The sequence below is a fragment of the Bacillus sp. FSL K6-6540 genome, assembly GCF_038007545.1.
Window position 1 is genome coordinate 5,360,988 of the sequence record NZ_JBBOXH010000001.1, and the last position, 26,001, is coordinate 5,386,988.

Sequence of the window (26,001 nt, forward strand, 5' to 3'; positions counted from 1 at the left end):
TTATAAATGAAGATGGATACTTAGAGCATAAAATCCCATTTTTTTATTTTGGCCTATAATCACTGACCGTAACTGTCAGGAATGATGTAATATACTCGTTTTGCAGCACACATCCTAAACCAAAGCGAGGGTTAACACATGAACATGAGCAAAGCGGATTTTACGACAGAATGGTTAAAAGAGGCGCATATAACGGAACAAGTCATGAACGCTTTAACCGACGATTCGCTTAAAACCGCCATGACGGAGCAGCATCGCACGCTCGGTCAGCTGGCATGGCATTTGGTCATGTCGATTCAATACATGACCATGCTCGGTTTGCAATTGGAGGGCCCGTCCCGCGAGCAGAAAATTCCCGATTCGGCTGCCGAAATTACGGACAGCTACCGCCGGATCCGGCATGCCCTTCTGGATGCGGTTCAGTCGCAGTGGAGCGAGGAGGATCTTCGCGCTACCCGTGAATTCGACGGAGAGCCCTGGACCAATGCGGCATTCCTGCATTTTACCCTGGTTCATCAAGCGCATCACCGCGGACAGATGACGGTGCTGATGAGACAAGCCGGCCTGCGGATTCCCGAGCTCTACGGTCCGACCTACGATTCCTGGATCGACAAGGGCATGGACCCGCTCGTATAAAAAAGATACAATCTACTTAAAAGTAAACAGTCGGGATCGTCCCTAAGGAAGGAGCGCGTTTTGATGTCCAAAGCGGATAATATGCTGTCGATCCTGTGGATGCTTCGCTCGGGCAAAAAGATGACCGCGCAGCAAATCGCCGATGAGCTGGAAATCCATGTTCGAACGGTGTACCGCTGCATCGATTCGTTATGCGCCAGCGGCGCGCCCATCATCGCCGATTCCGGGCCGAACGGCGGCTTTCGGATTCTCGGACCGTTCGCCGAGTCCCCGCTGATGTTTGATGCGGAAGAGCAGAAGGCTTTGGTGCATGCCTCGATTTTTGCCAAAGAAACCGGCTATCCGTTCACGGACGCGCTGGAGCGGGCGATCGGCAAGCTGAAGCTTTATACGAACGAGGAGCAGCTTCATCAGATCGAACGGCACAGCAGCGGCATCGCGGTTTTGCAGCCTCCTGTCCATGACGGGCTTCGCCCGCTGCTGCAGACGCTGGAGAATGCCGCGGCACAGGGACAAACCCTGAAGATGACGTATTCGAAGGGCCGAGAAGGCGCCGGAACCGTCCGAGACTTCGATCCCTACGGCATTATCCATTGGAAAGGCCAATGGTATGCTGCGGGCTACTGCCGTCTGCGCCAAGAGATTCGCAATTTTCGCGTGGACCGGATCCTCGGTCTGGAGACGACAGACCTGGTCTTTGAGCGGCCCGTTGATTTTTCTGCCAAGGATGTCTTGCTTGGCAGTCTTCTCCCGGATCCACGCAGCACGGAACCCCTGGTCGATGTTGTCATCCAAGCCCACGAGCATGTTCTGAATGAATTGAGCCAGCATTGGTTGTTTGGGCATACCCTCGTATCGCGTCATGATGGCGAGGCTCGTTTCGGGCTGGACACGTCTTCGCTGACGTCCTATGTGCCATACTTCCTTCTCCCCTACGGCAAAGCTTTAACCATTCTGGAGCCAGCTTCGCTCGTCCTGAAACTGTCCGAGATCACGACAAGCCTAGCACTCCATTACGAACGCATGTTAATCGGCATGACCAAAAAGGAAGGATGATACCCATGGAGAAATTTGCAATGTACGGGAAACTGATCGCCCATCCGGGCAAACGGGATGAACTTGCGGAGATACTGCTTGAAGCAGCCGCGATGCTTCGCGATAACGAAGACTGTGAGCTTTATATCGTCAACGTCTCGGACAGCGATCCGAATACCGTATGGGTCACGGAATTGTGGAGCAGCCAAGACGCGCATGCCGCTTCCTTGCAGGGAGCGGATACGTCCGAGCTGCTGCAGCGCGGGCGGGCGCTGATTGCCAGCGCAGAGCCGCTCAGGCTTAAGCCGCTTGGAGGCAAAGGGTTTTAGGTAATTCCGGTTAGGAATAAAAGAGGCCGTTCCCGAATCGAAATTCAGGAGCAGCCTCTTTTTTGCTATATATTGTTACGATATTCCGAGGGGCTGTAGCCTACCTCTTTCCGAAACGTTTTCGAGAAATAGTTCGCCGATTCAAAACCGGTGGCATCCGCAATTTCCTTGATGCTTAGAGACGTCGTCCTCAGCATGAGTTTGGCCTGCTCCATCCGTTTGAGGCTTAAATATTTTTGCGGCGTGATTCCGAAATGCCGTTTGAAATACTTAATAAAATAATTCGGGTGCAAATGCAGCGTTCCCGCCATCTGCTCCAGCGTAATTTCCTCATGCAGATGATTTTTGATGTACTGCTGCACTTTGTGGAGCCTGCCCATATCCTCCATTTTGTCCGCATGAATCTGCGGCTGCTGGTGTTCGAACACGCGGGAGAGAATGTCCAGCATCACGGACTTTTCCCTCAATCGCGCAGCGAGGGTATCGGAACGATGCGCATCGACGAGCTGCTGGAATAATGCCGGCATCTCCGCGTTTCCCGACAAATCGTAGCAATGGGGCACGTTCAGCCAGGAAAACACATCGGAATCGCCCACGGTCGCCGAGAAGTGAGACCAGTATTTAAGATAGGGACGGCCGCTGATGACAGAGTAGGATTGCCGCGTCCGTGCCGGCATCAGAACCAATTGACCCGGTACGGGATACAGCTCCTCATCGCCGATCTTCACCCACCCTTCCCCATCCAGGATAAAATAGAGCTTGTTGTACGACACGGTGTAGTCGAATTCCTTCCATTCCGGCCAGCACTGCGTTCTTTCGGCCTCCCAGATCTGAACCTGCATGTTCAGGAGCATCTGCTGAATGGCTTCATGTTCATTTCGTTCATTCTTCATCTTCAATTATCCTCTAAAGTTATTATAATACCCGTCGGAGTTAAGTAATTATCTATTCATACTAACACATTCTTGTTAAAATCAAACTCGACAATTCCAAGAATCGGAGGTTTGAATCCATGACAACGACTACCACTCCAACCAATCAAGTCATCCATGATCGAAACCAGCGCGTGCAATGGTTCCAGAACGACCGTTTCGGCATGTTCATTCACTGGGGGCTTTACTCCATCCCGGCCCGAGGCGAATGGCTCCGAAGCACGGAACAAATGAGCATCGAGGACTATCAGGCCTATTTCGATGAATTTGATCCCGTTGACTATAATCCTCGGGAGTGGGCCAAAGCGGCCAAGAAAGCAGGCATGAAATATGCGGTGCTGACGGCCAAGCATCATGACGGATTCTGTTTGTTCGACAGCAAGCTGACGGAATATAAGTCAACGAATACCAAAGCCGGCCGGGATCTCGTACAGGAGTTCCTGGAAGCTTTCCGTGAAGAAGGCCTTAAAGTCGGCCTCTATTTCTCGCTGATCGACTGGTATCATGAGGACTACCCGGCTTATGGAGACCGGATTCATCCGATGCGGGCGAACGAAGACTTCAAGCGCGATCCGAAAAACTTCGACCGATACCTGGATTACATGCATGGACAAGTGCGTGAGCTGCTCACAGGCTACGGCAAACTCGATATCATGTGGTTTGACTTCTCTTATGATAACATGCGCGGCGAGGTGTGGCGCGCCACCGAGCTGATGAAAATGATCCGCGAGCTTCAGCCGCACATTCTTATCGACAACCGGCTGGAGGGAAGCGGCGAGAGCGGCGGCAGCATCTATACCACCGATCCGTCCGTATACAGCGGCGACTTCGCGTCGCCGGAACAGATCATTCCGCCGCACGGGGTTGTGGACCAGACAGGTGCCCCGATTCCATGGGAAGCCTGTATTACGCTGAACAACAACTGGGGTTATGCCGCAGCTGACCGCAATTACAAATCGGCAACCACCATCATCCGCAAGCTGGTGGAATGCGTCAGCAAGAACGGCAACATGCTGTTGAACGTCGGTCCTGACGCGAAAGGCTCCATCCCCAAGGAGAGCCTCGACGTGCTGGAGGAAATCGGCGACTGGATGAGCAAGAACGGAGACAGCATCTATGGCTGCGCGGCTGCCGATTATCCGAAACCGGAGTGGGGTCGTTATACCCAAAAAGGCAATACGCTCTATGCCCACGTCTTTGAGGAGTCCATCGGACCAATCAATCTCATCGGCATGGCCGACAAGGTGAAGAAGGCCCGGCTGCTCGCGGACGGATACGAATTGTTCCTCAGCCGCCCATGGAGCGCGGCCGAATTCGTCGAAGACGCATTCGTGAACTTCGCGCGTCCTGAACACTTCACCTATCCGCTCCCCGACAAACGCAATACCGTCATTGAACTGGAGCTTTATGACGAATCGGATCGTTCGTAACGATAAGATCGCTTATACATGAACTAATCCCTATAAGAGCCTGACTCGATGTTTTGTTACATCGCGTCAGGCTTTTTTATGTCCGGACGCCTCGTCCTCCCAAGATCATCATGCCGTTTTCAAAACGCAAAAAAATCGTATTGCACAATAACTGTTTATGCAATATACTAATTATCAATTAAACTGTTTATATAATATACAATTATTTTAAAGGAGCTGTTCGGCTCATGATTAACTATGCTGTTGAAATTCGTCAGCTTCGCAAAAGCTTTGGGCACCAGACCGTGCTGGACGGGATCGACCTGAGCGTGCAGCGAGGAGACGTATTTGCTCTTCTCGGTCCTAATGGGGCCGGCAAAACAACCTTGATTCATATCCTGTCCACGTTGGTGACGCCCGATGCCGGGAGCGTGAGGATCAACGGGTTCGATCTCCGCGATCACAAGCAGGAAGTTCAGCAGTCCATCAGTCTGACCGGCCAGTTCGCTGCCGTTGACGAAGTCCTGACCGCCGAAGAAAACCTCAGGATGATATGCAGGCTGTCGGGTCTATCCGCTGCGGAAGCCGGGCGGAGAACCGCCGAGCTGTTGGAGCACTTCGATCTGGCGTCCGCGGCGGCCAAGCGCGTGAAGACGTATTCCGGCGGGATGAAGAGACGGCTTGATCTGGCGATCAGCCTTGTCGTACCGCGGCCCGTGTTGTTCCTCGATGAACCGACCACAGGACTTGATACGCGCAGCCGCCGTGCGCTGTGGGATATCATCCTGCAATTGAAGAGCCAAGGCATCACCATCCTGCTGACCACGCAGTATTTGGAGGAAGCCGACCAGCTCGCGGACCGGATTGCGGTTCTGGATGGGGGACGAATCGTAGCTGAAGGTAGTCCGGCCGAGCTGAAGACCCGGGTCGGTGGTGAAATGCTGGAGCTTCGCGACGCACGTGACGAAGTGATCCACAGGATTCCGACAAGCGGCAGCATCGGCGACGTCGCACATACGCTTCAGGAGTTCATACGCTTGCTCCCGAATGAGACGCGCGTAAGTCTTCACAGACCCAATATGGATGATGTATTCCTGTCGCTTACCGACAAGAAAATGGAGGGAATTGTATGATAAGAGCAACGGCTGCGAAAACAAAAACAACGTCCCTAGCAGTTACCCAGTCTGTCTTTATCGGCCGCAGCCTGCGTCACAGCATCCGCAACGCGGAGGCGATGATAACGGCAATGGTGCTGCCGATCATGCTGATGCTGCTGTTCACCTATGTATTTGGCGGTGCCCTCGATCCCAGCGGACAGTATGTTAACTACGTGGTTCCGGGGATCATCCTGCTATGCGCCGGCTTCGGATCGTCCAGCACGGCCGTCGACGTCTCCCAGGATATGACCAATGGCATCATTGACCGCTTCCGCACGATGCCCATTCAAAGCTTGAGTGTCATCACGGGGCATGTGGTCGCCAGCCTTGCCCGGAACATGCTTGCGACAGGCGTTGTTATCGCAGTGGCTTTGCTCGTTGGATTCAGGCCATCAGCAGGGCTTATGGATTGGATACTCGCCATCGGCTTGATCGCGCTCTTCATCTTTGCCTTTACCTGGCTCTACGCCGCTATCGGTCTCGTTGCAGGCAGTCCGGCAGCGGCCAGCAGTTATGGATTCATCCTGCTCTTTCTCCCTTACCTCTCCAGTGCTTTCGTTCCCACCGAGACAATGCCGGCTTGGCTGCAAGGGATCGCAAGCAACCAGCCGATTACGCCGGTCATCGAATCCATTCGCGGATTACTGACGGGAGGCTCCATCCAGGATCAGATCGGCTGGGCGATCGGATGGTGCCTGTTCATCCTGATCGGCTCGATGGTATGGAGCATGTGGACGTTTAAGAGGAAAGCCGCACGACGCTAAATACGGGTGGTTGCTTTACTAAGGGCGCACGAAGGATACTCCATCCGCTTCCAGAAGGCTGCCGTGTCCTTCCTATCTCATAGTCGGTCATTCCACCAGTACCCCCGTAACTAACGTTAATGAAAGTCCGGCCGGAACGATACCAACCAACCGGGCGCTGAACAAGTCGGGCTTGGTCCGACTCAATCAGCAAAAAAAAACGATCCTCATGAGGATCGTTTTTTTTGCTCGGCTGTTGCTGCCCCTCTTTGGATCGACCAAGCCCCGTAACTTGGCCGACATCATGGCTTGTCCGGTGGTTCCTGTTGTTTCTTGGCTTGAAAATATTGCTCGATACCATCCAAAATGCGTTCTAACCCGAAATCAATGTCATTGCCTATCGGATTCACTTCCTCGCTGTCTTCCGTATAGACCCCCGACATCACAACCGGGTACAGGAACGGAAACCGATCCGGCTTCATAAGCTGTTTCAGCGCTTCCGTATAATCAAGTCCACTAAACTGTTCCGGGGTGGAGCCTGCCTGTATGGCGCGGTCCATATCCCGCTGCATCATGCCGCTCGTTCTGGCATAATTGCTTAACAAGAGAATCAAGGACATCCGCTCATAATCATTCAGCGGAAGATCCTTCATGAACCGCAGACCCCAATCGATAAATCGCAGATTGTTCGGCGTAATGGGAATACCCGTAATCGGAATATCTCCGAACCAGGGGTGATCCCGGAATACCTGCATCGTCGATTTGACGTAGACCCGCATATTCTCGCGCCAGTCAGCAGAATCTTCCGGCGGAATGGGAATATCGCACGCGGCGTTCTGCATCAGCACCAAAAGGTCGTCCTTGCTGGATATGTACCGGTACAGCGACATGGCGGTAAAACCCAAAGTGGACGCAATTCGATTCATGGAGACAGCTGAAAGCCCTTCTTTATCGGCGATGTCGATGGCCGTATCTACAATCTGGGAAAGGCTCATCTCCCGTTTCGGTCCCCGCTGCGGCGGCTTAACCAATCCCCAGCTGAGAGCCGCCCCTCTGGGCAGCTTGGATCCAATATCCGGATCTATCGTCTCATCGTTAGACATGATCATGTTTCCTTTCTGCATCCTTGCATCTGATAATAATTGTTTATATTATAAACAGTATAACACATCTCATCATCCATAGGTAAAGAGGGCGAATCAGGGTCTTTGCAGAGAGCTGCCGGCTTCGCCGCCCTGTGCTCAATCATGCTAAAGATGCGTCAAAATGTGGACCAGCTTGCCGAACGGATCGCGGACAAAAAAGCGCGTACTCCCCAAGGCTCATGAACAGGCCCATATTCAATGCGAAAGCCTCCCCGCCTCATGCCCTCCAGCACGGTCTCTATATCGTCCACTTCGATCGACAAATCCGGTACCGGCGTGCCGCCGCCCCCCTCGGAAGCAAAGCTGATCTGAACGCTCATCTTCTCCTGCGAGCCATAAGTGGTGATCCAGCCGTGATCCATGATTTTATCCAGTCCCAACACATCTTGATAAAACGTTTTGGCTGCGGCGGCATCCTTCGTATCGATATTCGCAACGATTCGTTTAACTCCCGCCTTGTCCTCCTCCATTCATCATGCTAAAGATTCAAGGTATCTAACGCTATACGCGCTCTCACGCAACTGCACATCTAAAGTATAACAAATCCTTCCATCATAAAAAGCTGTTGAGATTGAACTCAACAGCTGATTCGTTAGCTCCCTGATGCAGTTGGCCTAATGATGATTTCATTCACAGCCCGAATCGGCTCACCGCCAAGTCGCGGCGATCGGATACGAACAGCAAAACGGAAGGGATTCGCCAGTCAAACATAAAAAAACGGCATTTCTGCCGTTTTTTATGTCGGGCATCAAGCCGGCCTGCCTTTTTTCCGCATGCCTATCCTTTCGTTCCGCCCTGCAGCCCGAAGCCCTTGGACATGAACTGCTGGGATAGAATGTACATGATGATCGCCGGGATGGCGTACAGCACCGAGAAGGCCGCCAGGCTGCCGTAGTCGACCATGCCGTACTGCCCGAAGAACTGGTACAGCTTCAGGGATGCCGGGAACTTCTCGGGCGATTGCAGCAAGATATACGGAACGAAGAAATTGCCCCAGCTGCCCGAGAACGTAAAGATGGCTACCGTGCATATCCCCGGAACCATCAGCGGCGCCACCACCTTGCGGATCCCCGTAAACACCGAGGCCCCGTCCACCCATGCGGCTTCCTCCAGATCGCTCGGCACGGAATCCATGAAATTCTTCATCATCCATATCCCGTACGGCATGGACGACGCTACATAGAACAAGATGACGCCCAGGATGTTGTCATACAGCTTTAACCCCAGGAACAACTGATAGACAGGGACCATAACGGCCGTAATCGGCAGCGAGGTCATGAACAGAATGGTGAGCATGAAGGGCTTCTTATATTTCATTTGATAACGGGATAACGGGTAAGCCGCTAGCAGCGCCAGCAGGACAACCAATACGGCTTGGCCAAGCGACATCACCAGGCCGATCAGATAAGCGCGCTGGTTCTCGCTGCTGGTAATCACCTCTACGTAATTGGCGCCGGTAATCTTGCTGGGCACTTTCAGGGATTGCATTGCATTCGGATCGACGGAAGCCACAAGCACCCAGAGCAGCGGCAGCACGAAGCAAATGCCGATCCCCGCAAGAATCGCATACGGCAGAATTCGATAGACTAATTTACGTTGTTTGGCATTCATATGATTTCACCCCTGGTTACTCTTTCATCGACCTGATATACAGGAGGCTTAACACAATCCCGATCAACAGCAGCAGCAGCGAAATAGCGGTTCCATAGCCTAATTGATAGTTCACAAACGCCTGGTTGTACATAAAGATCGGCAGGGTCGTCGTGGAGTTGCCCGGACCGCCACCGGTCATCGCATAGATGAGCCCGAATACCCCGAGCGTCTGCAAAGTAACCAGCATCATGTTCGTGGTAATGGTGCTTTTGATGTAAGGGATGATGATGCGCGTGAAGATTTTCCACTTGGAGGCTCCATCCACTACCGCCGCTTCCTCGATTTCGTTCGGCACGTCATCCAGCGCGGCTTGAAATACCAGCATCGAGAAGGCCGTGCCGTGCCAAATATTCGCAAGAATGATCGTCAGCATCGGGACGGTAAACAGCCAGGTCACTTCCGAAAATCCGAAAAATGTGATAATCGCATTCAGCGTGCCTTCATCCCCGAAGAAGCTGTACAGACAAAGGGCGCACACGATCTCGGGCGTTACCCAGCCCGCAAGCACAATCGTTCCAATCACGCGCCGAAACGTCTTGTTCCTCTGCTTCATCAGCAGCGCAATCAGAAATCCCAGCACCTGCTGCCCGATCACCGCCGAACCGATAAGAAATACCAGCGTGTTCCAGATACTGATCCGAACCGTGGGGTCCTGGAACATCCGGGTATAGTTGTCAAGGCCGATAAACTTGAGTTCCCTCGCCGCTTCCCCGGTCAACGCCAGATTGGTGAAGGAATAGAAGAACGTTAACAGGATGGGATATATAAAAAACACGAGCATAATCGCGATTGAAGGCAGCAAAAAAAAGAGCCAGGTATACGTTTTTCTTCGTTTCGGGTAAACGTCCACGGACAGACTGCTCATGTGTGGTTCTCCTTCCATACGGATGATCTGAAAAACCGCTTGCCCAAGTCTCCGCGATGACAGGAGCGCTTGAGCAAGCCGGTTTGCTTATAGCAGGTTATTTCTCCACGATATGATCCGCTCCAACAATGCGGGTAACGTCCTGCGCATATTTATTCATGGCATCCGCAGGCGACGTTCCCGTTGCTACGGATTCCACCATCGTCTGGATCTGCGTCGACACTTCCGGATACTTTTCCTGTGCCGGTCTAAACTCTGCGTTCTGCAGGTATTCGGTCGCGATTTCGTTAAACGGCATTTTCGTATATTCCGGATCCTTGGCAACATCGGCACGCACCGTAATATTGCCGGAGGACATGACGAGCTTCTGGGTATTTTCCTTGCCTAGCGCATACTTGATAAATTCCCATGCCTCGTCTTTATTCTTGGAATTGCTTGGAATCGACAGCGCCCAGCCTCCGGCCAGCGTGATCGAGCCGGGCTCCTGTCCTTGGCTGGTCGGCATCGGCGCAAAGCCGAGCACGTCCTTATATTCAGGCCATGGCGCCGCGCCGGTTTCCATATAGTTGCCCGTGATCCAGGAGCCATCCAGCGAAATCGCCAGCTTGCCCTGCGGCAGGTATTCGCGGGAAGCCGTGTTGCCTGCCTGGCCGTTCAATACTTTGGAGAGCGGCGGTCCCAGCTTCTCTTTGTTGACCGTTTCCACAAAAGTCAGCGCGTCCAGAATGCCCTGGCTTTTCGTAATCCATTTGCCGCTGGCATCGTCATACAGCCTTTCGCCCGTTCCGTATAGCAGCATCTCGTAGGTTTGCATGGAGGTTGCTTCGCCTGTAGCCTTCCCCATGTTCATCCAGATCGGTACAACATCGGGGGCCTTCTCCTTGATCGTTCGCGCAGCGTTTAAGACCTCCTCCCAATTCTTAGGCTGCCAATCCTCCGGAAGACCCGCTTGTTTGAAAATATCCTTGTTATACCAAAGGCCCCTAGAATCCGTGTTGTACGGCACGCCGTATACCTTGCCATCGCTGGCAGTGACGCCCTTCTTCATCGCCTCGATGAAGGAGCCGTTGCCCCAGTCTTCCCATTCCGCCAATTTATCGTCGAGCGGCTCCAGATAGCCCGCGCTGGCATCCGAGTTCAAGATGAAGGTATCTTCCGTCACGATATCGGGCGCCGTATCTTTGGATTTCAGTGCCAGAGCCACCTTGGCAAAATAATCCCCTTCCGATGCCTGAATCGGTGTCGGCTTAATCTCTACGCTTTTGTCAGGGTAACTGGCCGACACTTCCTTGAGCCATTTATAGAACGCTCCGTTCTCGCCGATTCCGTCATCCCGAAACGTAACGGTAATGATTTTCTTGGCTGTCTCTCCGTCCTTTCCCGGCTCCGGATTGCCGGTATCGGCCGGCGTTTCCTTGCCCCCGGCACAACCGAACAACAAAGAAACGCTTAATAAAGCCGTCGTTACTAGCCAAATCCCCCTCTTGCCTGACTTCATACGGATCCCTCCTTTTGGCTGAACACATTGATTATATGATCCAAATTTTGGATACGCTTACGAGAGCGTATATTCAACTCTATTTAGTAAATAGCGTAGATATGCTAATTACCATATATAGTAAAAACAAGTATACAGATCCCTCTATATCTTCATTCCTTCAATTTTAGGTCTTTACTTTTGCCGAAAACGCCAATATATTTGTATGTACAAACAATTATTTGGTGAATTTACATGGATCCAAACGTCAGAACAACAGATAAAACTGGAGGTAACCTACCCATGAGTGATCGCTTGATTTTTTTGCTGGCTTTATTTTCAGTGACAGGCTCGGGCCTCATAGCCGGCCTGTTCTTCGCCTTCTCCTCCTTCATGATGACCGCTTTATCCCGGATTCCGAACGAACAGGGGATTAACGCCATGCAGTCCATCAATGCAACCATACTCAACCCCACGTTCGGCGCACTGTTTACAGGTACTGCCCTAACCAGTATCGTTCTTGCGGTCCTATCCATTCTCCGCTGGGGAGAACCGGGATCCGTCTACATGCTGGCCGCCGGTCTGCTGTATCTAACGGGATTCATCGTGACGATGGCATTCAATGTCCCGCTCAATGACGCGCTGGCTGCCGTTGATCCTGCGAGCAGTACAGGAAGCGAGGTCTGGAATGCCTACCTAAGTAAATGGACGGCCTGGAACCATGTACGGACGGTCACCTCCATAGGGGCCATGATCCTGTTTGTTTTTGCCTTACGACAAATCCCTTAAGACTGGATTAACCTGAAAACTAGATTTTTAAGGGCAGCCTGTTCAAACTTTCTAACACATAACCCATACCAACTCTACCGATTCTTCATTAGATATACTATCAATCTAGTAAAGGCGGTGGAGATGATGGGGATTTCCACGACAGGTCAGTGGAATCACACATGCCAACTTGACACTTCAGCCAAGCCGCGTCGCAACATCGGATGGATATCAAGCAATTGGAGCGGATACTCTATCACTGGTAAAAAAGGAGCTTTCAAACGTGTCTCCGCCAAATGGAACGTGCCGTTTGTTCGGCCAAGCCGCGGGGCGTCCTATTCCTCGGCCTGGATCGGCATTGACGGATTCAACAACAGCAAATTGATACAGACCGGAACGGGTCATGATTGGATAGACGGCAAGGCTTATTATTATGCTTGGTGGGAGATTCTCCCCGCCTCGGTTACGATCATTCCGCTGCCCATTCAGCCGGGTGACCGCATGCATGCCAGCATCATCAAGTGCAGCGGGTCGAACTGGCTGATCTGCCTTCGCAACGTATCCCGGAACTGGACCTTTCGAACATTGCAGCGGTACGGCGGTCCGCAGACCTCGGCGGAATGGATCGTCGAAGCGCCGCAAATCAATGGGGCGCTTGCCACGATGGCACGATTGTCCCCCGTTGTCTTCTCCTGCTGCCGCGTCAATGGGAAACGCTCCAAACTCACGGCGGATGATGGGGGCATTATGCTTCAGAATTCAACCGTTACCTCCATTCCTTCCAATCCGAACCGGGCAGGAGACGGTTTCGTTGTCAAAGGCGTTCATCAATAAGAGCCTGGCGCCTTAATGCCCATCAACCAGCAACAGCCGCTGCACGCCGGAAAAGTCCGGCATGCAGCGGCTGCCCCTTTATCATATACCGTAAACCGGTTTTCCCTTATACAGCACGGCATGGCGGCGGGACCGCCTGGCAACGGCTTCTGCGGAGCAGCTGGCTTCCACAATCACCGCATCCGCCGTATCCCCGACGTTTGGCCACGCATAGCGGCCGTCCTGGTCTAGCGGCGTCACGCCTCCCGTAATAAACCCGAGAGCCTGTCCGAGCGAACGCTCATCGCTCATATGGAAGCGTTCGGCCAGCGTACCCGCCTTGTCCAGATTATCCCCTTTGCCGAACGGGGACCAATGGTCCATAATGCTGTCTTGCCCAAGCGAAATGTTTACGCCGCGGCGATGCAGCTGCGGGATCGGGATGGTTCGGCCAAGCGGTACGGAGGAGGTGATGGAAATACCCAAGTCCGCTAACCGAATCGCCACTTCATCCACCTCGCTTGGTGAGACGTCCGCGAAAGCGAGGGCATGGCTGAGCGTGACTCTTCCGTTCCACCCCGCCTCTTCCGTAAGATCAGCTACCCGTTTAAAGGCATTCAATCCGATCTGGGACGACTCATGCAGGTGCAGGTCAATGCCGGCGTTGGCTTCCACCGCCAGCTCCATCACGGTGTTCAGCGATTTCTCCATATCCTCGTCCACCGTCGTGGGATCCAGCCCGCCTACCAGCGCGGCTCCGTTCCGGAGCGCTTCCCTGACCAGGGACACGGACTGGCTGCGAAGCAAGCCGTGCTGAGGAAAAGCAACGATCTCCACAAAAGCTTTTTCCTTATATCCTTCAACCGCCTGCAAGGTGGCTTCCAAATTTTTCAGACCGACGACGGGATCCACATTGCAGTGGGAGCGGACATGGGTAGAACCGTAACGCAGCAGCAGATCCAGCAGTCCCTCCGCTCGCTCCTTGGCGGTGGGAAGAAGCTCGGGAAGCAGCCTCTCTTCCTCCTCGATCCGGCTGAAGATTCCGTGAGCCGGACGAAGCGGTGCCTTCCATGGTCCTCCATAATAGGTTTTGTCCAGGTGGATATGCATATCTCTAAAGGAGGGTAGCATCAGATTCCCCTTCATATCCCATGTCGGCAGCAGCGAATCCGGCAAAGCCTCCGCGGGACGAATCTCAGAAAAAGCCCCATTCTCTATCTTCACATGAAAAAGTCCCGTTTCGGTTCCGGTCACGACGTCATCCTCGTAGCGGTAACCCGTTTCCAGTCGGACATGCAGCAGCCAGTATGCCTTGCTGTGTTCGTTCATATAACCTTCATCCCCTTCTCGCTTATATCTGCCCTCTTTTCGATATCCCTTAGTTCGCAGCCCCCATTAAGATGCGTTCGATTTCTTGATATCCCCGCTCCTGGGCGTGCTGCAGGGGAGTTACGCCGTTCCCGTCCGGAAGCTCAGGGTCTGCCCCATGATCCAGCAGCAGCTTCACGATACGCTGATAGTTCTCGCTGCCGTCACCGAGAATGACAGCCTCCAGCAGCGCGGTCCAGTTCAAATTATTAATATGGTTCACATCGACGCTGGTCCGGGTCAGCAGCTCCTGCACAATCTCCACATGACCGCGGTCGGAGGCCGGTATAAGAGCCGTACCGCCAAAACGGTTCGTGAGCGTCACATCCGCATCGGCATCAATGGCCAGCCTCAGGATGTCCAGCATTCCTTCAGCACCGGCATACAAAAACACATTATTCAGTTGGTGATCCCGAATATTGATATCGGCGCCAGCCTGAATCAAGGCGTCTACCGTATCGACATGATTGCGGTAGGTTGCCGCCATCACCGCCGTTCTTCCCTGTTCATCCGTCGCATCGATGTTAGCGCCGGCTTGAAGAAGCTGTCGCACTTGCTCCGTATTCCCTTGCTCGGCGGATTCAATGAGTTGACGATCCATATTCTTCTTCACCTCGTGTTTCTCCGAATTTGGTTGACAGGCCGACAGGAAAAGGATCAATAGCATAGCTGTTATACGCAGCACCCGATACTCCCCCCTCTTTCTATCGTATATATGGGTATGCTACCATGAGACAGAACCATATGAAAAATACTTAAAAAATTGAATTTATGAAGGTTTTTCATATACAAGGAGGTTTGCATAAGCATATGGATATCAGGCAGCTCCGCTATTTTATTGCCATCGTGGAGGAAGGCACCATCTCGCTCGCCGCCAACCGGCTTCATATATCCCAGCCGCCGCTCAGTCAGCAGCTGAAAGCCATGGAGGAAGAACTCGGATCGGTCTTGGTATATCGAAGAGGGAAGCGGCTGGAAATCACCGAATCGGGGAAAGCGCTCTACAAATACGCGCTCCAAATGACCCAGCTCATGGAAGAGGCTAAAGCTGAAGTGAAAGAGGTCGGGAACGGAGATAAAGGAACGCTGAGCCTTGGCATCAATACCCTGTCTTCGGTAGAGCTGCCGTCATGGCTCCATGAGTTCAGGGCAAGATATCCCCAAGTCTCGTATAAAATTCAGCAAAACGAGTCGTATCAGCTCTGTGAGCTCGTGCGAAACCGGTCGCTCGAAGTAGCGATCGTTCGCCTGCCGCTTGAATTGGACGATTTCTCGATCCTTCATCTGCAGTCGGAGCCTTTTTACATGCTCACCTCGGAGCCATCCATCGAACAGGAGACGACCCTCCCCCATATCGCGCAGCATCCGCTTATTCTGCCAAGCACGGAAGGGCTGGGCGTGTATTATACGATCCAGATGGCTTTCTCGGAGCAGAAGCTGCAGCCGAACATCGTAGCCGAATGCTCCGACATTTCGCTGCTGCTGCGCTTGGTCTCTTCGGGGTTCGGCGTGGCGATCGTTCCCGAGACCCTGATCAAACAGCAGCTGCCCGCAGCGGTGCATGCCTTCAAAATCAAGGACACCCCGGCTGCGGCCTCCTCGGCCTTAATCTGGCTGAAGGATCACCATGTCTCCAGAACGGCGCTGAACTTCATTGACCTGTTGGCTAGCACCTTATAGATTTGCGAACCTCATCGGTTGTCCAGCAGCAAAAAGAGGACAGAGCTAATGAAGCTCCGTCCTCCAATCGGGTGCCGTTTATTTCGTGCGATACAACGAGCCTGCGACACCCTCCCGCTCCTGCTTCTGTCCTTGGGAGTGAAGATACAGCTCTTCGTAATACCCATGGGAATCCAGCAGTTCCTCATGGGTCCCTTGCTCCACGATTCGGCCTCTGCTCATGACCAAGATTCGGTCCGCCCCCATGATGGTGGATAAGCGGTGGGCAATGACAAGGGTCGTCCGCCCCTCGGCAACGAGCTGCAGCGCATTCTGGATGAGCTGCTCCGTGTGCGAATCCAGGTTGGCGGTCGCTTCGTCCAGAATGAGAATTTTGGGCTGGAACACGATGATTCGCGCGAAGGAGATCAGCTGCCGCTCGCCGGCGGACAAGCCGCTGCCCCGCTCCGACAGCCGGGTGTCATATCCCTCCTTCATCCTCCTGATGATTGAATCCGCGCCGATAAAGCGGCAAGCCTCGATCACCCGTTCCCTGGATATGTCCTCATCGAACAGCCGCACATTGTCCAGCACCGTTCCGGAGTAGAGATAGGGCTCCTGCTGCACAAGGCCCACGATCCGATGCAGATCGGACTGCGCCAGCTCCCGGATGTCGATTCCATCAATCCGAATGCTCCCTTCGTTCACGTCGTAGAAACGGCAGAGCAGGCTAATGAGCGAGCTTTTTCCCGCGCCGGTGGTTCCGACGATCCCGATCATTTCCCCGGGTTGGATATGAAGATCCAAATCCCGAATGACCGGAGCCCCGCCTTCGTAACCGAACGTGACCCGGTCAAAGTCGACGCGACCCTGAACCTTCGCCTTCTCCATGGCCGCCGGCATGCGTCGATCCGTAACCTCAGGCTGAATCGCGAGCAGGCTCCATATCCGGTTAATCGCCACCGTCGCCGATTGCAGCGTGTTCCACTGCTGGGTGATCGTATTGATCGGCTGGAAGAATAAACGGATATACGTAATAAAAGCATAAAGCACGCCGAACTCCAGCGTCGTCCCCAGAACGGCTTGCCCGCCGAGCCACGTCACGAACGCAATCGCCAGGTTGTTCAATATCTCGTAGGAGCGGTTAAACAGCACATTGGTCCGGATCTCCCGGATGTTGGCTTTGAAATAAGAGTCGTTCCGCTCCTCGAACTGCTTCTCCTGCTCCTTCTGCTGATGGAACACTTGGATCAGGTTCATGCCTGAGAGATTCTCCGCCACGAAAGCCACCAGCCGGGATAACCGCGTTCTCGCCATCTGATAGGTGTGGCGCATATACCGCCGGAACGCAATCGCGATCCCTGCAATGATCGGCAGCAGGATGAGGCAGTATAAGGTCAGCGTGACGTCCAGCTGGAACATCATCACCAGGATAAAGATCAGCGTGAAGCCGTCACGGAACAGGCTGAGCAGCACCTGGTTAAAAAACTGGTTGATCGCTTCGGTATCGCTGGATACATGCGTAATCAAGCTGCCGCTCGGCACCTTGTCGAAATACGACATCGACAGCCTCGAGATATGGGCAAACAGCCGTTTGCGAATGCTCGCTACAATGCTCTGCCCCGCTTTTTGGAGCAAATTATTTTGCAGATACGTAAACATCATGCTGAGCAGCGATAACGAAAAATAGATGCCGCAGATGATCATCAGGCTCTTGTAATCGTTCTTGCCGACCATCAGATTATCGTCGATCGCGATTTTCATCAGGTACGGCTGCAGCAGCTCTGCCGAGATGGCAATCAAGGTGCAGCCGATAAACCCGGCAAAGGTCAGCCGGTGTTCCTTCATATAACCCGACAAAGCCCGGAACGTGGATATATACTTGGGCTTGGACTGAGGGGCGTTCAAATCCGCCTTCTGATCCAGCTGCCAATTGTTAATGGCCTGTGCCATGAAACTTCATCCCCTCTTCCTGAATGTCATGCAGCGTCCGGTACAGTCCGTCCGTAGACAGCAGTTCTTCATGCGTACCCCGCTGGACAATCTCTCCCTGATCCAGGACGATGATCTCATCGGCATGCTTCAATGCACTAATCCGGTGGGCAATGATGATCGTGGTCTTCCCCTGGCGGATATCGCGAATCGTCTCCATGATTTCCGTCTCCGTCACCGCATCGACGGCGCTTACGCTGTCGTCCAGAATGAGGATGGGCGCATCCTTGATGATTCCCCTCGCCAGGCTTGTCCGCTGCCGTTGTCCGCCGGAAAGGGTAATGCCGCGCTCCCCTAAGCGGGTCTCGAACTTGTCCGGAAACTCCGCTATGTTGTCATACACCCGTGCCTTTCGTGCCGCTTCCTCGACGACGGCCGGTTCCGTGTCCCTTCTATAGAAAGCAATATTCTCGCGGATGGTCGAGCTGAACAGGAAGCCGTCCTGGGGAACGTAAGCGATTCCTTCGCGCAGGCTTTTTAATGTAAGCTTCCGAATGTCCTCGCCGCCGATCAGCACCTTCCCCGGAGGCGGGTCGAAGGTGCGCAGCAGCAGCTTCATCAGCGTGGTTTTTCCGCTTCCCGTACGACCGATAATGCCCAGCGTCGCGCCGGGCGGAACGCTCAGCCGAATGCCGCGCAGCACCTGCCTGGAACCTCCTTCAGGGCCGTCCAAAGCATCGTAGGAAAAAGATAAATCCCGCACCTCAATCCCTGGATACTCCAGATTCAGCTCCTTGGCGCCAGGCAGTTCCTTAATGTCGGCTTGCTTATCAAGCAGATCGTTCAAGCGGTCAAGCGAGGCCCTCGCTCTCTGGACGACATTAATGACATTCCCGATCTGCTGCAGAGGGTTCATCAGCATGCGAATGTAAAGCGTCAATGCGACAAAGTTGCCGACCGAGATGCGTCCCATGATCGTTAAGTAACCGCCGAATGAGAGGGCGATAATAAGGGAGGATGCGCCTAGAAACGGAATGATCGATTGAAAGAGCGACGACACGCGCACCAGCCGCAGCTGCTTGTCCCGGATGCTGTCCACCGTCGTCCCGAAGCGCCGTTTCATCGTCTCTTCCACCGCAAACTTCTTCGTGACGCGGATCCCGCCAAACTGCTCCTCCGCCGATTCCGTCATCACGCCGAGCGCTTCCTGAACCTGAAGCGATCTTCTCCTGATGATCGGCCCGAGCCAGACGACGATGATCGGTATCAGCAGCAAAGGAACGATGCTTGCGGCCACCAGATACAGCGGAACATTCGTTATCAGCAGCATGACAATCGTGGAGACCAGCAGGATCGAGGCGTTTGCCGTCTGATTGATCCCCATCGAGATCGCTTCCCTTACCGTCGTCACGTCGTTCATGAAATAACTTAGCAGCTTGCCGACGCCGTTCTTGGAATAAAACCGCTCGCTGAGCCCCGTAAAATGGACAAACAGGCGGCGCCGGTTCATAAATTCGAAATAACGTCCCGTGTACATGACCAGAAACTGGCCGATCCCGCCGATGACGGCAAAACCGACGCCGATACCCAGCAGCGTCCAGCTGTACTGCACAACGCCGCCGACCGACAATAAACCATCCTTCAATTCATCCGTGAAATTACCCAGTACCCTCGGGAAATTCACGTGGATGATATTGGCTACCAAGTGACAGCAAATCGACAATACGTAAAATGGCCACGTCTTCCTGAAAAAGTCTCCAAGTATTCGATGAGAGTCCAATGTCCCATATCACTTCCTGTCCTGTTATTGGATTATTCAGTCCGTTACGTTCCTCCTTCCATACGTTTGCTGTGATGCTCCCATATTAATAGTTTCTAGATATAAAGGAGTCCTCCTTCCTAAACCGCCTGATGTTTTATTTAAATTTAGACATAACGTCAATCAAGGTCATTTGAGTCCAATAATCTAAAGAAAAAGCCGGCACATGGACCGCGGCTCTTGATAACGATATATTCTGAAGCATGGGACGGTCCTGATCCGGTTTACGCCGAGCCGGCCAACCATACCGCGGGCTCGCCGGAATAGGTCAGCAGCAGCTTATGCATGGCCCGGGTACAGGCAATATAGAGCAAGCTTCGATCCATCTCGGTACGATAGTTTGCGGCGCCCGCAAAAGGAACGATAACCTGGTCGAATTCCAGCCCTTTGGCCATATGGGCGAAGGTAATCGTGATTCCCTCCTGAAAGCGGTCGCTGCTAAAATCGAGCAGGCTCACGTTGTCCGTTAACCCCCTGACCGACTCATACACCTGCCGGGCTTGCGATGACGTTTTGCATATGATCCCCATCGTCTGCATCCCGGAATTCGGAAAGTTTCGGGTGAGCTCTTGAATGAACGCCAGCTCCTGCGCCGCATCATGACACCGGATCAGCAGCGGTTCTTCACCATGCCGTTCCACGGGAATCATGGTGCTGCGCGGATGGATCCGCTTTGCAAGCTTCATGATTTCCAGCGTGGAACGATAGCTTTTTACCAGCTCGATCGTATCGGCTTGAGGAAACACGCGCTGGATATCGGGCAGCGAGGTTGAAGCATACACGTTGACCGATTGGTTGCCGTCGCCGAGAATCGTCTTTTTGCAAGCAAACCATTTGGAGATGACGGCATACTGAATCGGAGTATAATCCTGCATTTCATCGACCAGCAGATGCTTTACCATATCGAAGGAGGCACTCCCTTCCAGATACATCTTGAGGTAAATCAGCGGAAAAACGTCAGCGTATTCGATCGTTCTCCTCCCCTTCATGATGAACAGATCCGGTATGTTCCGATATGAGAAGAATGCCTTGTACAGGCTTAACGCATTTTGATATTTGAACATTTTTCGGATCGCGGCTTTGACTTTATTGGCTTCCGCCGAAGTCAGCCTCTCGCCGTCCTCCGTACGGGCCTGCCCCGACAGGACCGAGGCGGTCTTCTCCAATCGCTGCCTGACCGGCAAACTCATGGTGCCCAGGTATTTATCCATAACCTCCGAGGCCGGTATGAGCACCCCCTTCATCTGAATATCCGTTGGCTGGAAAAATTGCTGATCACCATATTCCAGATAAGCATCCAGCTCATGCACAAAATCCAAACCGGCCTTATACCGGATCCGTTCGATGGCCTGCTCGTCATGGGCGTGTACGATTTCGTCCACCTGTTCGGAGAAGGTCTGGAACTGGCATAATCCTCCCAACTCTTTGGCAGCAAGCTCCTCCATCGTGACCTCCATGATTTTCTCTTCGCCAAGCTCCGGCAGCACGCTCGATATATAATCCGAGAACACTTTATGCGGGGATATGATTAGCACGTTGCTGGAAGTCAAGGTTTCCTTATGGCGATACAGGAGAAAGGCCACCCTGTGCAGGGCCACCGAGGTTTTGCCCGAGCCTGCCGCTCCCTGAATGATCAGCTCATGCGCGGTTTCGTTTCGGATGATGGCATTTTGCTCCTGCTGGATGGTAGCCACGATATTCTTCATCTTCTCGTCCGAGTTGCTGCTGAGCTCCTTCTGCAGCACGTCGTCATTGATGTTCATGGAGCTCTCGATCATATATTCCATTTGGCCGTCTTTGATTTTATACTGCCTTTTGACGGTAATTTCGCCCTGCAGCCTCCCCATGGGCGCTTCATACGACGCAGGGCCGGCATTGTAATCATAAAACAGGCTGGCAACCGGCGAGCGCCAATCATAGATGAGATGCTCCTGACTCTCCGGGTTCGTGAACGAATGGATGCCGATATAGTAGGCGCCTTCTTCTTCCTTCGGTTCATTCGTACGAAAATCCACCCTTCCAAAATAAGGCGAGGCAAGCAGCTTGCGCATCCTCTGCAGCCTGGCCGCCTGTTTCTCTCCGGTATCGATCGACAAAGAAATATCAACCCGGTTGGCCGCACGCTCCGCCGCATCCAATTGGGCCATGTTGACCCACAGGTATTTCTTGGCTTCAATGATATCCTTATACGAATCGGACACCTTCCCCTCTAATTCCTCCGATGCCCTTTGAAGCTCCTTTAATACCAATGCAAGATATTCGCGCTCTGCGTTTTCGCTTGGATTCAGCATTCCGACTTCCCCCCTCTTTGCTAAGAATAGCCTTAAGTATAGGGGTTTCCCGAAAAAAATATAGACTTATACTTTCCGTTATAGTATTGTGTATTTATCGTGGGTCCAAAAATAGCGATACGATGGACATAGACTGCAAATGACGTACCATAGATAAAAACCAGGCTGCATGCTCATGCAGGCCTGGTTTTTTTGTGCTTGTTACCGCTCGTTTTTCGTCTGGTACAGATAAAGCGTAAGCGGGGCAAATATCCCCATAAACAGCACGCAGACTCCGATTCCGGTCATGATCTCGGCCATGCCTGCCGTACCGCTCATCAGCGCCCTGACCGTGGTAGCCGCCATACTGACGGGATTCAGATCGATGAGGGTCGCTGTCCATTTCGGCATCGTCGACGAATCCACCAGAATGCTGCTGGCGAACAGCAGCGGATATATCGCGATCATGCTGGACCCCGACACCGTCTCCGGCCGCTTGGCCACGACGCCGACCAGCGCAAATATCCAGCTGACGCTGAAGGCAAACAACAGGATGAAGGCTATGGCGCACAACACCTGAATGGCACTGCCTTCGGGGCGGAAACCCAGCGCCACGCCCGTACCGAGGGCAGCAGTAACGCCGGCCGCATAACGCAGCCCATCCGTAAGGATGGAGCCAATCACGGATGCGGGCTGCCAGAAGGGCAGCGTTCGGAAACGATTGTACACCCCTTTGGTAATATCCGAGCATATCGTGGTTCCGCTGTACACGGTCATGGGAACGACCGTCAGGATCAGGATGCCGGGCAAGAGGAATTGAATATAAGCCCCGGTTGACCCGGCCATGGCACCGCCGAACAGGTAACTGAAGATGAGCAGCAGCAGAACCGGCGACAGAACCGCATCCATCACCAGACCAAACCCGTTATGCTTGGTATGCTGCCAGGTTCTCCACATAAAGATTCGAATCGACGTCAGGATAGAGGGAGGATCGATGACCGCTCGCCGAACCGTCGGCAAGCCGTCCTTATTCGCTGTCGCTGTATGCTGGTTTGCACTCATGGAGCGCCTCCTTTCGACTTTGCGTCGGTCAGTGACAGAAAGACCTCATCCAGACTCGGCTCGCTTAAGGCAAAATAGTCAATGGCGAACCCGTTCTCCATCAGCGAATGGATGGCCTGATGGGCAGCAATCGCATCCTTCACCGGGATCTTATGTACCAACGGATGATCGTCATGCAATACGGTCAGGGCGTGCGCCTCGTATAACCACGTACCCAGTTTATCCCGATCGGCCAGCTCGTTGAATTGGACGGTTAACGTCCTGTCGCCAATCGAAGCCTTCAATTGCCGAGGCGTCCCTTCCGCTATCAAATTCCCCTTATCCATCACGGCAATCCGGTCCGCCAGTTGATCAGCTTCCTCCAAGTATTGGGTTGTGAGCAGCACCGTAGTCCCCCGTTTCAAGAGCGACCTTACAACATCCCACACTTGAACACGGCTTTGCGGGTCGAGGCCCGTCGTCGGCTCATCCAGAAAAATAACATCGGGCTCGGTAACGATACTGGCGGCAATATCCAGCCGCCTCCGCATCCCGCCGGAGTAATGCTGCACCGCGCGATCCTTCGCTTCGCTGAGTCCGAAGGCTTCGATCAGCTCCTCGCTTACGGACCGGGCCGCTTTTGCCGAATGACCGTAAAGCCTGGAGATCAGCTTTAAATTCTGAAGACCGGAGAGTCCTTCATCCAGTGCCGCAAACTGGCCTGTCAGGCTAATCCTTCTCCGAACGTTTCGGGCATGGTCCACGATATCAAATCCGGCTACGCTGGCGCACCCGCCATCCGGCTTTATCAGGGTGGATAACATATGGATGGTGGTTGTTTTTCCGGCGCCGTTCGGACCTAACAAGGCAAAGAGCTCTCCTTGTTCGACTCGCAGATCGATGCCTCGAACGACCTCCGTTCCGTTATAGGATTTACGAAGCCCTTTCGTTTCAATGGCGTAAGACAAGTATCACATTCCCTTCTCTTCCTTTATCATCGCGGTCTCCATCATCTTAAGAAGGCCAGCTCTTAAAAATCGTCCAGATGATCACGGACCCAATCGGCAAGCGTTGCTGCCGGCCGCCCCGTGACCTCCTCCACCGTCGGCAGTACCGTATAACCGATCTCGGGCGGATTTTTTCCCATTTGCACAAAAAACTCAATCGACTCTTCGTCGTAGCCCTGCTCTCTCCATTGCTCTCTCGCCTGTTCCTCGGTCAGTTCGAGAAAACGGATCTCCTTGCCTGTTACCTCGCTTATGATCCGAACCGCTTCCGTTCGCGAGAGGGCCTCCGGTCCCGTAAGGAAATATTCTTGGCCATGGTGACCTTCCTCCAGAAGTGCGGCAACGGCCACGCGAGCGATATCGGCTTCATGGATTCTCGCACTCAACGCATGGCCGAACGGCTCGCGGACAACGCCTTCGTCACGGATCGATTCCTGCCAATCGGTCAGTATATTCGCCATAAACTCACCGGGCTTGAGCAGGGTCCATTCCATTCCGCTGTTTCGAAGGGCCGCTTCGACTGGACCTTCTTCATATCCCACTAATACCGTTACCCGCTTTACGCCCGCCTTCTCGGCCAGCTCGATAATCCGCGGATCCGTCTGAAGGGTTCCGTAAGCCTCATCGCTGGAAATGATCAGATGCATCGCGGTTACGCCTTGCAGCGCGGGGATCAGACTATCCGGGTCATTGAGATTGCCGGCATACATCTGAACGTCCTCGGGCACTTTCGCCTGCTGCGGATGGCGTGAGATCGCTCTCACTTCGTTTCCTTGCAGCACAAGCTGCTGCACGATGTGTTTTCCAACGGTTCCGGTAGCGCCTGTTATCAAAATGGTCATATGGAAATCCTCCTTGTTCGTTGATTAAAGGTACGCGTATATTGGTTGCGTCATGGTTCGTAACGTTTACGGATGTCCTCCAGCTCTTTCAGCAGATCTTCCTTCAGTTCCGGCGGCGAGAGGATCTCCACCTTGGCACCGTAGCTTAGGATCACCGAGATTGCATACGCTTTGGTGTAGAAGATGGTTTGGACATCCAAGCATCCCTCGCTGGAGGCGCATGCATCCGGAAACTGCTCGATCACCCGCGGACCGGCGGACGGATCGAAACGAAGATGCGCCTCAATTCCCTGCATTTCCTCTTGCTCCTCCCGCTCCAGGCCCTCTCTTCGGAGGAACGTGTTCTCGGATATTTCAAGACCGGTTATGCGAGATACCCTGAAAATTCGCTTCGACTGCTGGAGCAAGCAGTAAGCCTCCAAATACCAGACGCCTTGTTCCCAGTACAGCTGCAGCGGCTCCACTTGCCGCTCTGAGCGGCTGCCGGATGCGCTGGTATAATGAAGGGTTATCAGGTTCGAGCTTTCAATGGCTTTCAACATTTGCCGGACCCATGTCCGCTCATGTTCCGACGTGCTCATCTCGACTATGATTTGTTCATGACATCCTCCGTTCAACAGGGCAGGCTGCAGGGTTCCGAGCTTATTCATGATCGCTGTATATCTCCCTTTCACAGTCCCTTCGATGCCCTTTAAGAGATGATAGATAGCCAAAAAGTCATCCACGGAGAAGTGCTGCCTCGTCAGGTAGAACCCGCTCATCAGTTCAAACCCGCCATCCGCACCGGGATAGGAAGCGATTGGAATGCCGGCCTGATTGATGAGGTCCACATCGCGGTAAATCGTGCGAACGGAAACCTCGTACCTAGCCGCCAGCGCCGTGGCGGTCACTCTTTTTTTGGTCAATAACTCCATCGTAATGCCAAGCAGCCGGTCCAGCTTCATCGTTTACACTCCTTGCGTTTCGTCCTTTTTGACTTCTGAATCGAATGTTAAACCATAAATCCTGACATCTAGCATGTCAGGATTAAATTACGTTCCCGTTGAAATAGGGATTATTTTTATGAAAAGCAGCAGATGAGGCGGGACAACAAAAAAGCCC

At 53.2% G+C, this 26,001-nt stretch carries 23 protein-coding genes and 1 pseudogene; 9 read left to right on the forward strand and 15 right to left on the reverse strand.

The genetic code is table 11. The features are described from left to right. Window positions 1–138 precede the first annotated feature (138 nt). From MHH82_RS23840 to MHH82_RS23850, 3 genes are all read left to right on the forward strand, one after another. The gene (locus tag MHH82_RS23840; RefSeq protein ID WP_340968079.1) at window positions 139–636 is read left to right on the forward strand and encodes a DinB family protein; all 498 of its coding nucleotides are present in this window, start codon (window positions 139–141) and stop codon (window positions 634–636) included. Window positions 637–699: 63 nt separating this feature from the next. After that, the gene (locus MHH82_RS23845; RefSeq protein ID WP_015736791.1) at window positions 700–1,692 is read left to right on the forward strand and encodes a helix-turn-helix transcriptional regulator; all 993 of its coding nucleotides are present in this window, start codon (window positions 700–702) and stop codon (window positions 1,690–1,692) included. A 5-nt stretch (window positions 1,693–1,697) separates the two neighbouring features. Continuing rightward, on the forward strand, window positions 1,698–2,000 hold the full coding sequence (locus MHH82_RS23850; RefSeq protein ID WP_340968082.1) for a putative quinol monooxygenase: 303 nt from the start codon (window positions 1,698–1,700) through the stop codon (window positions 1,998–2,000). A gap of 65 nt (window positions 2,001–2,065) precedes the next feature. Here MHH82_RS23850 and MHH82_RS23855 read toward each other — a convergent pair whose 3' ends face one another. Further along, complete coding sequence (locus MHH82_RS23855) at window positions 2,066–2,893, reverse strand: AraC family transcriptional regulator (protein WP_015736793.1); 828 nt, start codon at window positions 2,891–2,893, stop codon at window positions 2,066–2,068. A gap of 119 nt (window positions 2,894–3,012) precedes the next feature. On the opposite strand from MHH82_RS23855, the gene MHH82_RS23860 reads away from it, so the two are divergent. The 3 genes from MHH82_RS23860 (at window position 3,013) to MHH82_RS23870 (ending at window position 6,262) form a co-directional block, all read left to right on the forward strand. Next, window positions 3,013–4,362: an alpha-L-fucosidase gene (locus MHH82_RS23860; RefSeq protein ID WP_036660097.1), complete on the forward strand. Its 1,350-nt coding sequence runs from the start codon at window positions 3,013–3,015 to the stop codon at window positions 4,360–4,362. Window positions 4,363–4,589: 227 nt separating this feature from the next. Next, entirely contained in the window at window positions 4,590–5,474 is an 885-nt protein-coding gene (locus MHH82_RS23865) for an ATP-binding cassette domain-containing protein (protein ID WP_340968085.1), read from the forward strand. Then, complete coding sequence (locus MHH82_RS23870; RefSeq protein ID WP_340968087.1) at window positions 5,471–6,262, forward strand: ABC transporter permease; 792 nt, start codon at window positions 5,471–5,473, stop codon at window positions 6,260–6,262. The genes MHH82_RS23865 and MHH82_RS23870 overlap by 4 nt, the downstream gene beginning before the upstream one ends. A 281-nt stretch (window positions 6,263–6,543) precedes the next feature. Here the strand turns inward: MHH82_RS23870 and MHH82_RS23875 are convergent, their stop codons facing one another. The 5 genes and pseudogenes from MHH82_RS23875 to MHH82_RS23895 all read right to left on the reverse strand — a co-directional run bounded on the left by MHH82_RS23875 (window position 6,544) and on the right by MHH82_RS23895 (window position 11,402). Then, window positions 6,544–7,344: a TetR/AcrR family transcriptional regulator gene (locus tag MHH82_RS23875; RefSeq protein WP_251497856.1), complete on the reverse strand. Its 801-nt coding sequence runs from the start codon at window positions 7,342–7,344 to the stop codon at window positions 6,544–6,546. A 147-nt stretch (window positions 7,345–7,491) separates the two neighbouring features. Beyond that, window positions 7,492–7,856 (reverse strand): annotated as a pseudogene (locus MHH82_RS23880) (VOC family protein). 307 nt (window positions 7,857–8,163) lie between these two features. Continuing rightward, window positions 8,164–8,997, reverse strand: a complete 834-nt coding sequence (locus MHH82_RS23885) for a carbohydrate ABC transporter permease (protein ID WP_036660094.1) — start codon at window positions 8,995–8,997, stop codon at window positions 8,164–8,166. Window positions 8,998–9,013: 16 nt separating this feature from the next. Then, complete coding sequence (locus MHH82_RS23890) at window positions 9,014–9,904, reverse strand: carbohydrate ABC transporter permease (RefSeq protein ID WP_009591023.1); 891 nt, start codon at window positions 9,902–9,904, stop codon at window positions 9,014–9,016. Window positions 9,905–10,001: 97 nt separating this feature from the next. Beyond that, entirely contained in the window at window positions 10,002–11,402 is a 1,401-nt protein-coding gene (locus tag MHH82_RS23895; protein ID WP_251497859.1) for an ABC transporter substrate-binding protein, read from the reverse strand. Window positions 11,403–11,684: 282 nt separating this feature from the next. Here MHH82_RS23895 and MHH82_RS23900 point away from each other — a divergent pair, with 282 nt between their 5' ends. Continuing rightward, a complete protein-coding gene (locus MHH82_RS23900; protein WP_145037117.1) occupies window positions 11,685–12,170 on the forward strand; it encodes an anthrone oxygenase family protein in 486 nt (161 codons plus the stop codon). A gap of 123 nt (window positions 12,171–12,293) precedes the next feature. Continuing rightward, window positions 12,294–12,983, forward strand: coding sequence for a G1 family glutamic endopeptidase (locus MHH82_RS23905; protein ID WP_260871368.1), 690 nt, complete (start codon window positions 12,294–12,296; stop codon window positions 12,981–12,983). 81 nt (window positions 12,984–13,064) lie between these two features. On the opposite strand, the gene MHH82_RS23910 is transcribed toward MHH82_RS23905, so the two are convergent. Together MHH82_RS23910 and MHH82_RS23915 are read right to left on the reverse strand one after the other, a co-directional pair. After that, window positions 13,065–14,291, reverse strand: a complete 1,227-nt coding sequence (locus MHH82_RS23910) for an amidohydrolase (RefSeq protein ID WP_015736801.1) — start codon at window positions 14,289–14,291, stop codon at window positions 13,065–13,067. Between the two features lie 49 nt (window positions 14,292–14,340). Further along, a complete protein-coding gene (locus tag MHH82_RS23915) occupies window positions 14,341–14,997 on the reverse strand; it encodes an ankyrin repeat domain-containing protein (protein WP_145038426.1) in 657 nt (218 codons plus the stop codon). A 143-nt stretch (window positions 14,998–15,140) separates the two neighbouring features. Here MHH82_RS23915 and MHH82_RS23920 point away from each other — a divergent pair, with 143 nt between their 5' ends. Next, window positions 15,141–16,010: a LysR family transcriptional regulator gene (locus tag MHH82_RS23920; RefSeq protein WP_340968097.1), complete on the forward strand. Its 870-nt coding sequence runs from the start codon at window positions 15,141–15,143 to the stop codon at window positions 16,008–16,010. A gap of 78 nt (window positions 16,011–16,088) precedes the next feature. Here the strand turns inward: MHH82_RS23920 and MHH82_RS23925 are convergent, their stop codons facing one another. The 7 genes from MHH82_RS23925 to MHH82_RS23955 form a co-directional block, all read right to left on the reverse strand. Beyond that, the gene (locus MHH82_RS23925; RefSeq protein ID WP_340968100.1) at window positions 16,089–17,942 is read right to left on the reverse strand and encodes an ABC transporter ATP-binding protein; all 1,854 of its coding nucleotides are present in this window, start codon (window positions 17,940–17,942) and stop codon (window positions 16,089–16,091) included. Further along, window positions 17,926–19,701, reverse strand: a complete 1,776-nt coding sequence (locus MHH82_RS23930; protein ID WP_340968103.1) for an ABC transporter ATP-binding protein — start codon at window positions 19,699–19,701, stop codon at window positions 17,926–17,928. The genes MHH82_RS23925 and MHH82_RS23930 overlap by 17 nt, the downstream gene beginning before the upstream one ends. A 263-nt stretch (window positions 19,702–19,964) precedes the next feature. Then, window positions 19,965–22,031 carry a HelD family protein gene (locus tag MHH82_RS23935; protein ID WP_340968105.1) on the reverse strand — a complete coding sequence of 689 codons (2,067 nt, stop codon included), beginning with the start codon at window positions 22,029–22,031 and terminating at the stop codon, window positions 19,965–19,967. 201 nt (window positions 22,032–22,232) lie between these two features. Then, window positions 22,233–23,072 carry an ABC transporter permease gene (locus tag MHH82_RS23940; protein WP_036660081.1) on the reverse strand — a complete coding sequence of 280 codons (840 nt, stop codon included), beginning with the start codon at window positions 23,070–23,072 and terminating at the stop codon, window positions 22,233–22,235. Then, entirely contained in the window at window positions 23,069–24,019 is a 951-nt protein-coding gene (locus MHH82_RS23945) for an ATP-binding cassette domain-containing protein (protein WP_340968109.1), read from the reverse strand. Before MHH82_RS23945 ends, MHH82_RS23940 begins: the two co-directional genes overlap by 4 nt. A 62-nt stretch (window positions 24,020–24,081) precedes the next feature. Then, window positions 24,082–24,900, reverse strand: a complete 819-nt coding sequence (locus MHH82_RS23950) for an NAD(P)H-binding protein (protein WP_015736809.1) — start codon at window positions 24,898–24,900, stop codon at window positions 24,082–24,084. 50 nt (window positions 24,901–24,950) lie between these two features. Further along, window positions 24,951–25,844, reverse strand: coding sequence for a helix-turn-helix transcriptional regulator (locus MHH82_RS23955; RefSeq protein ID WP_015736810.1), 894 nt, complete (start codon window positions 25,842–25,844; stop codon window positions 24,951–24,953). Window positions 25,845–26,001: the final 157 nt, after the last annotated feature.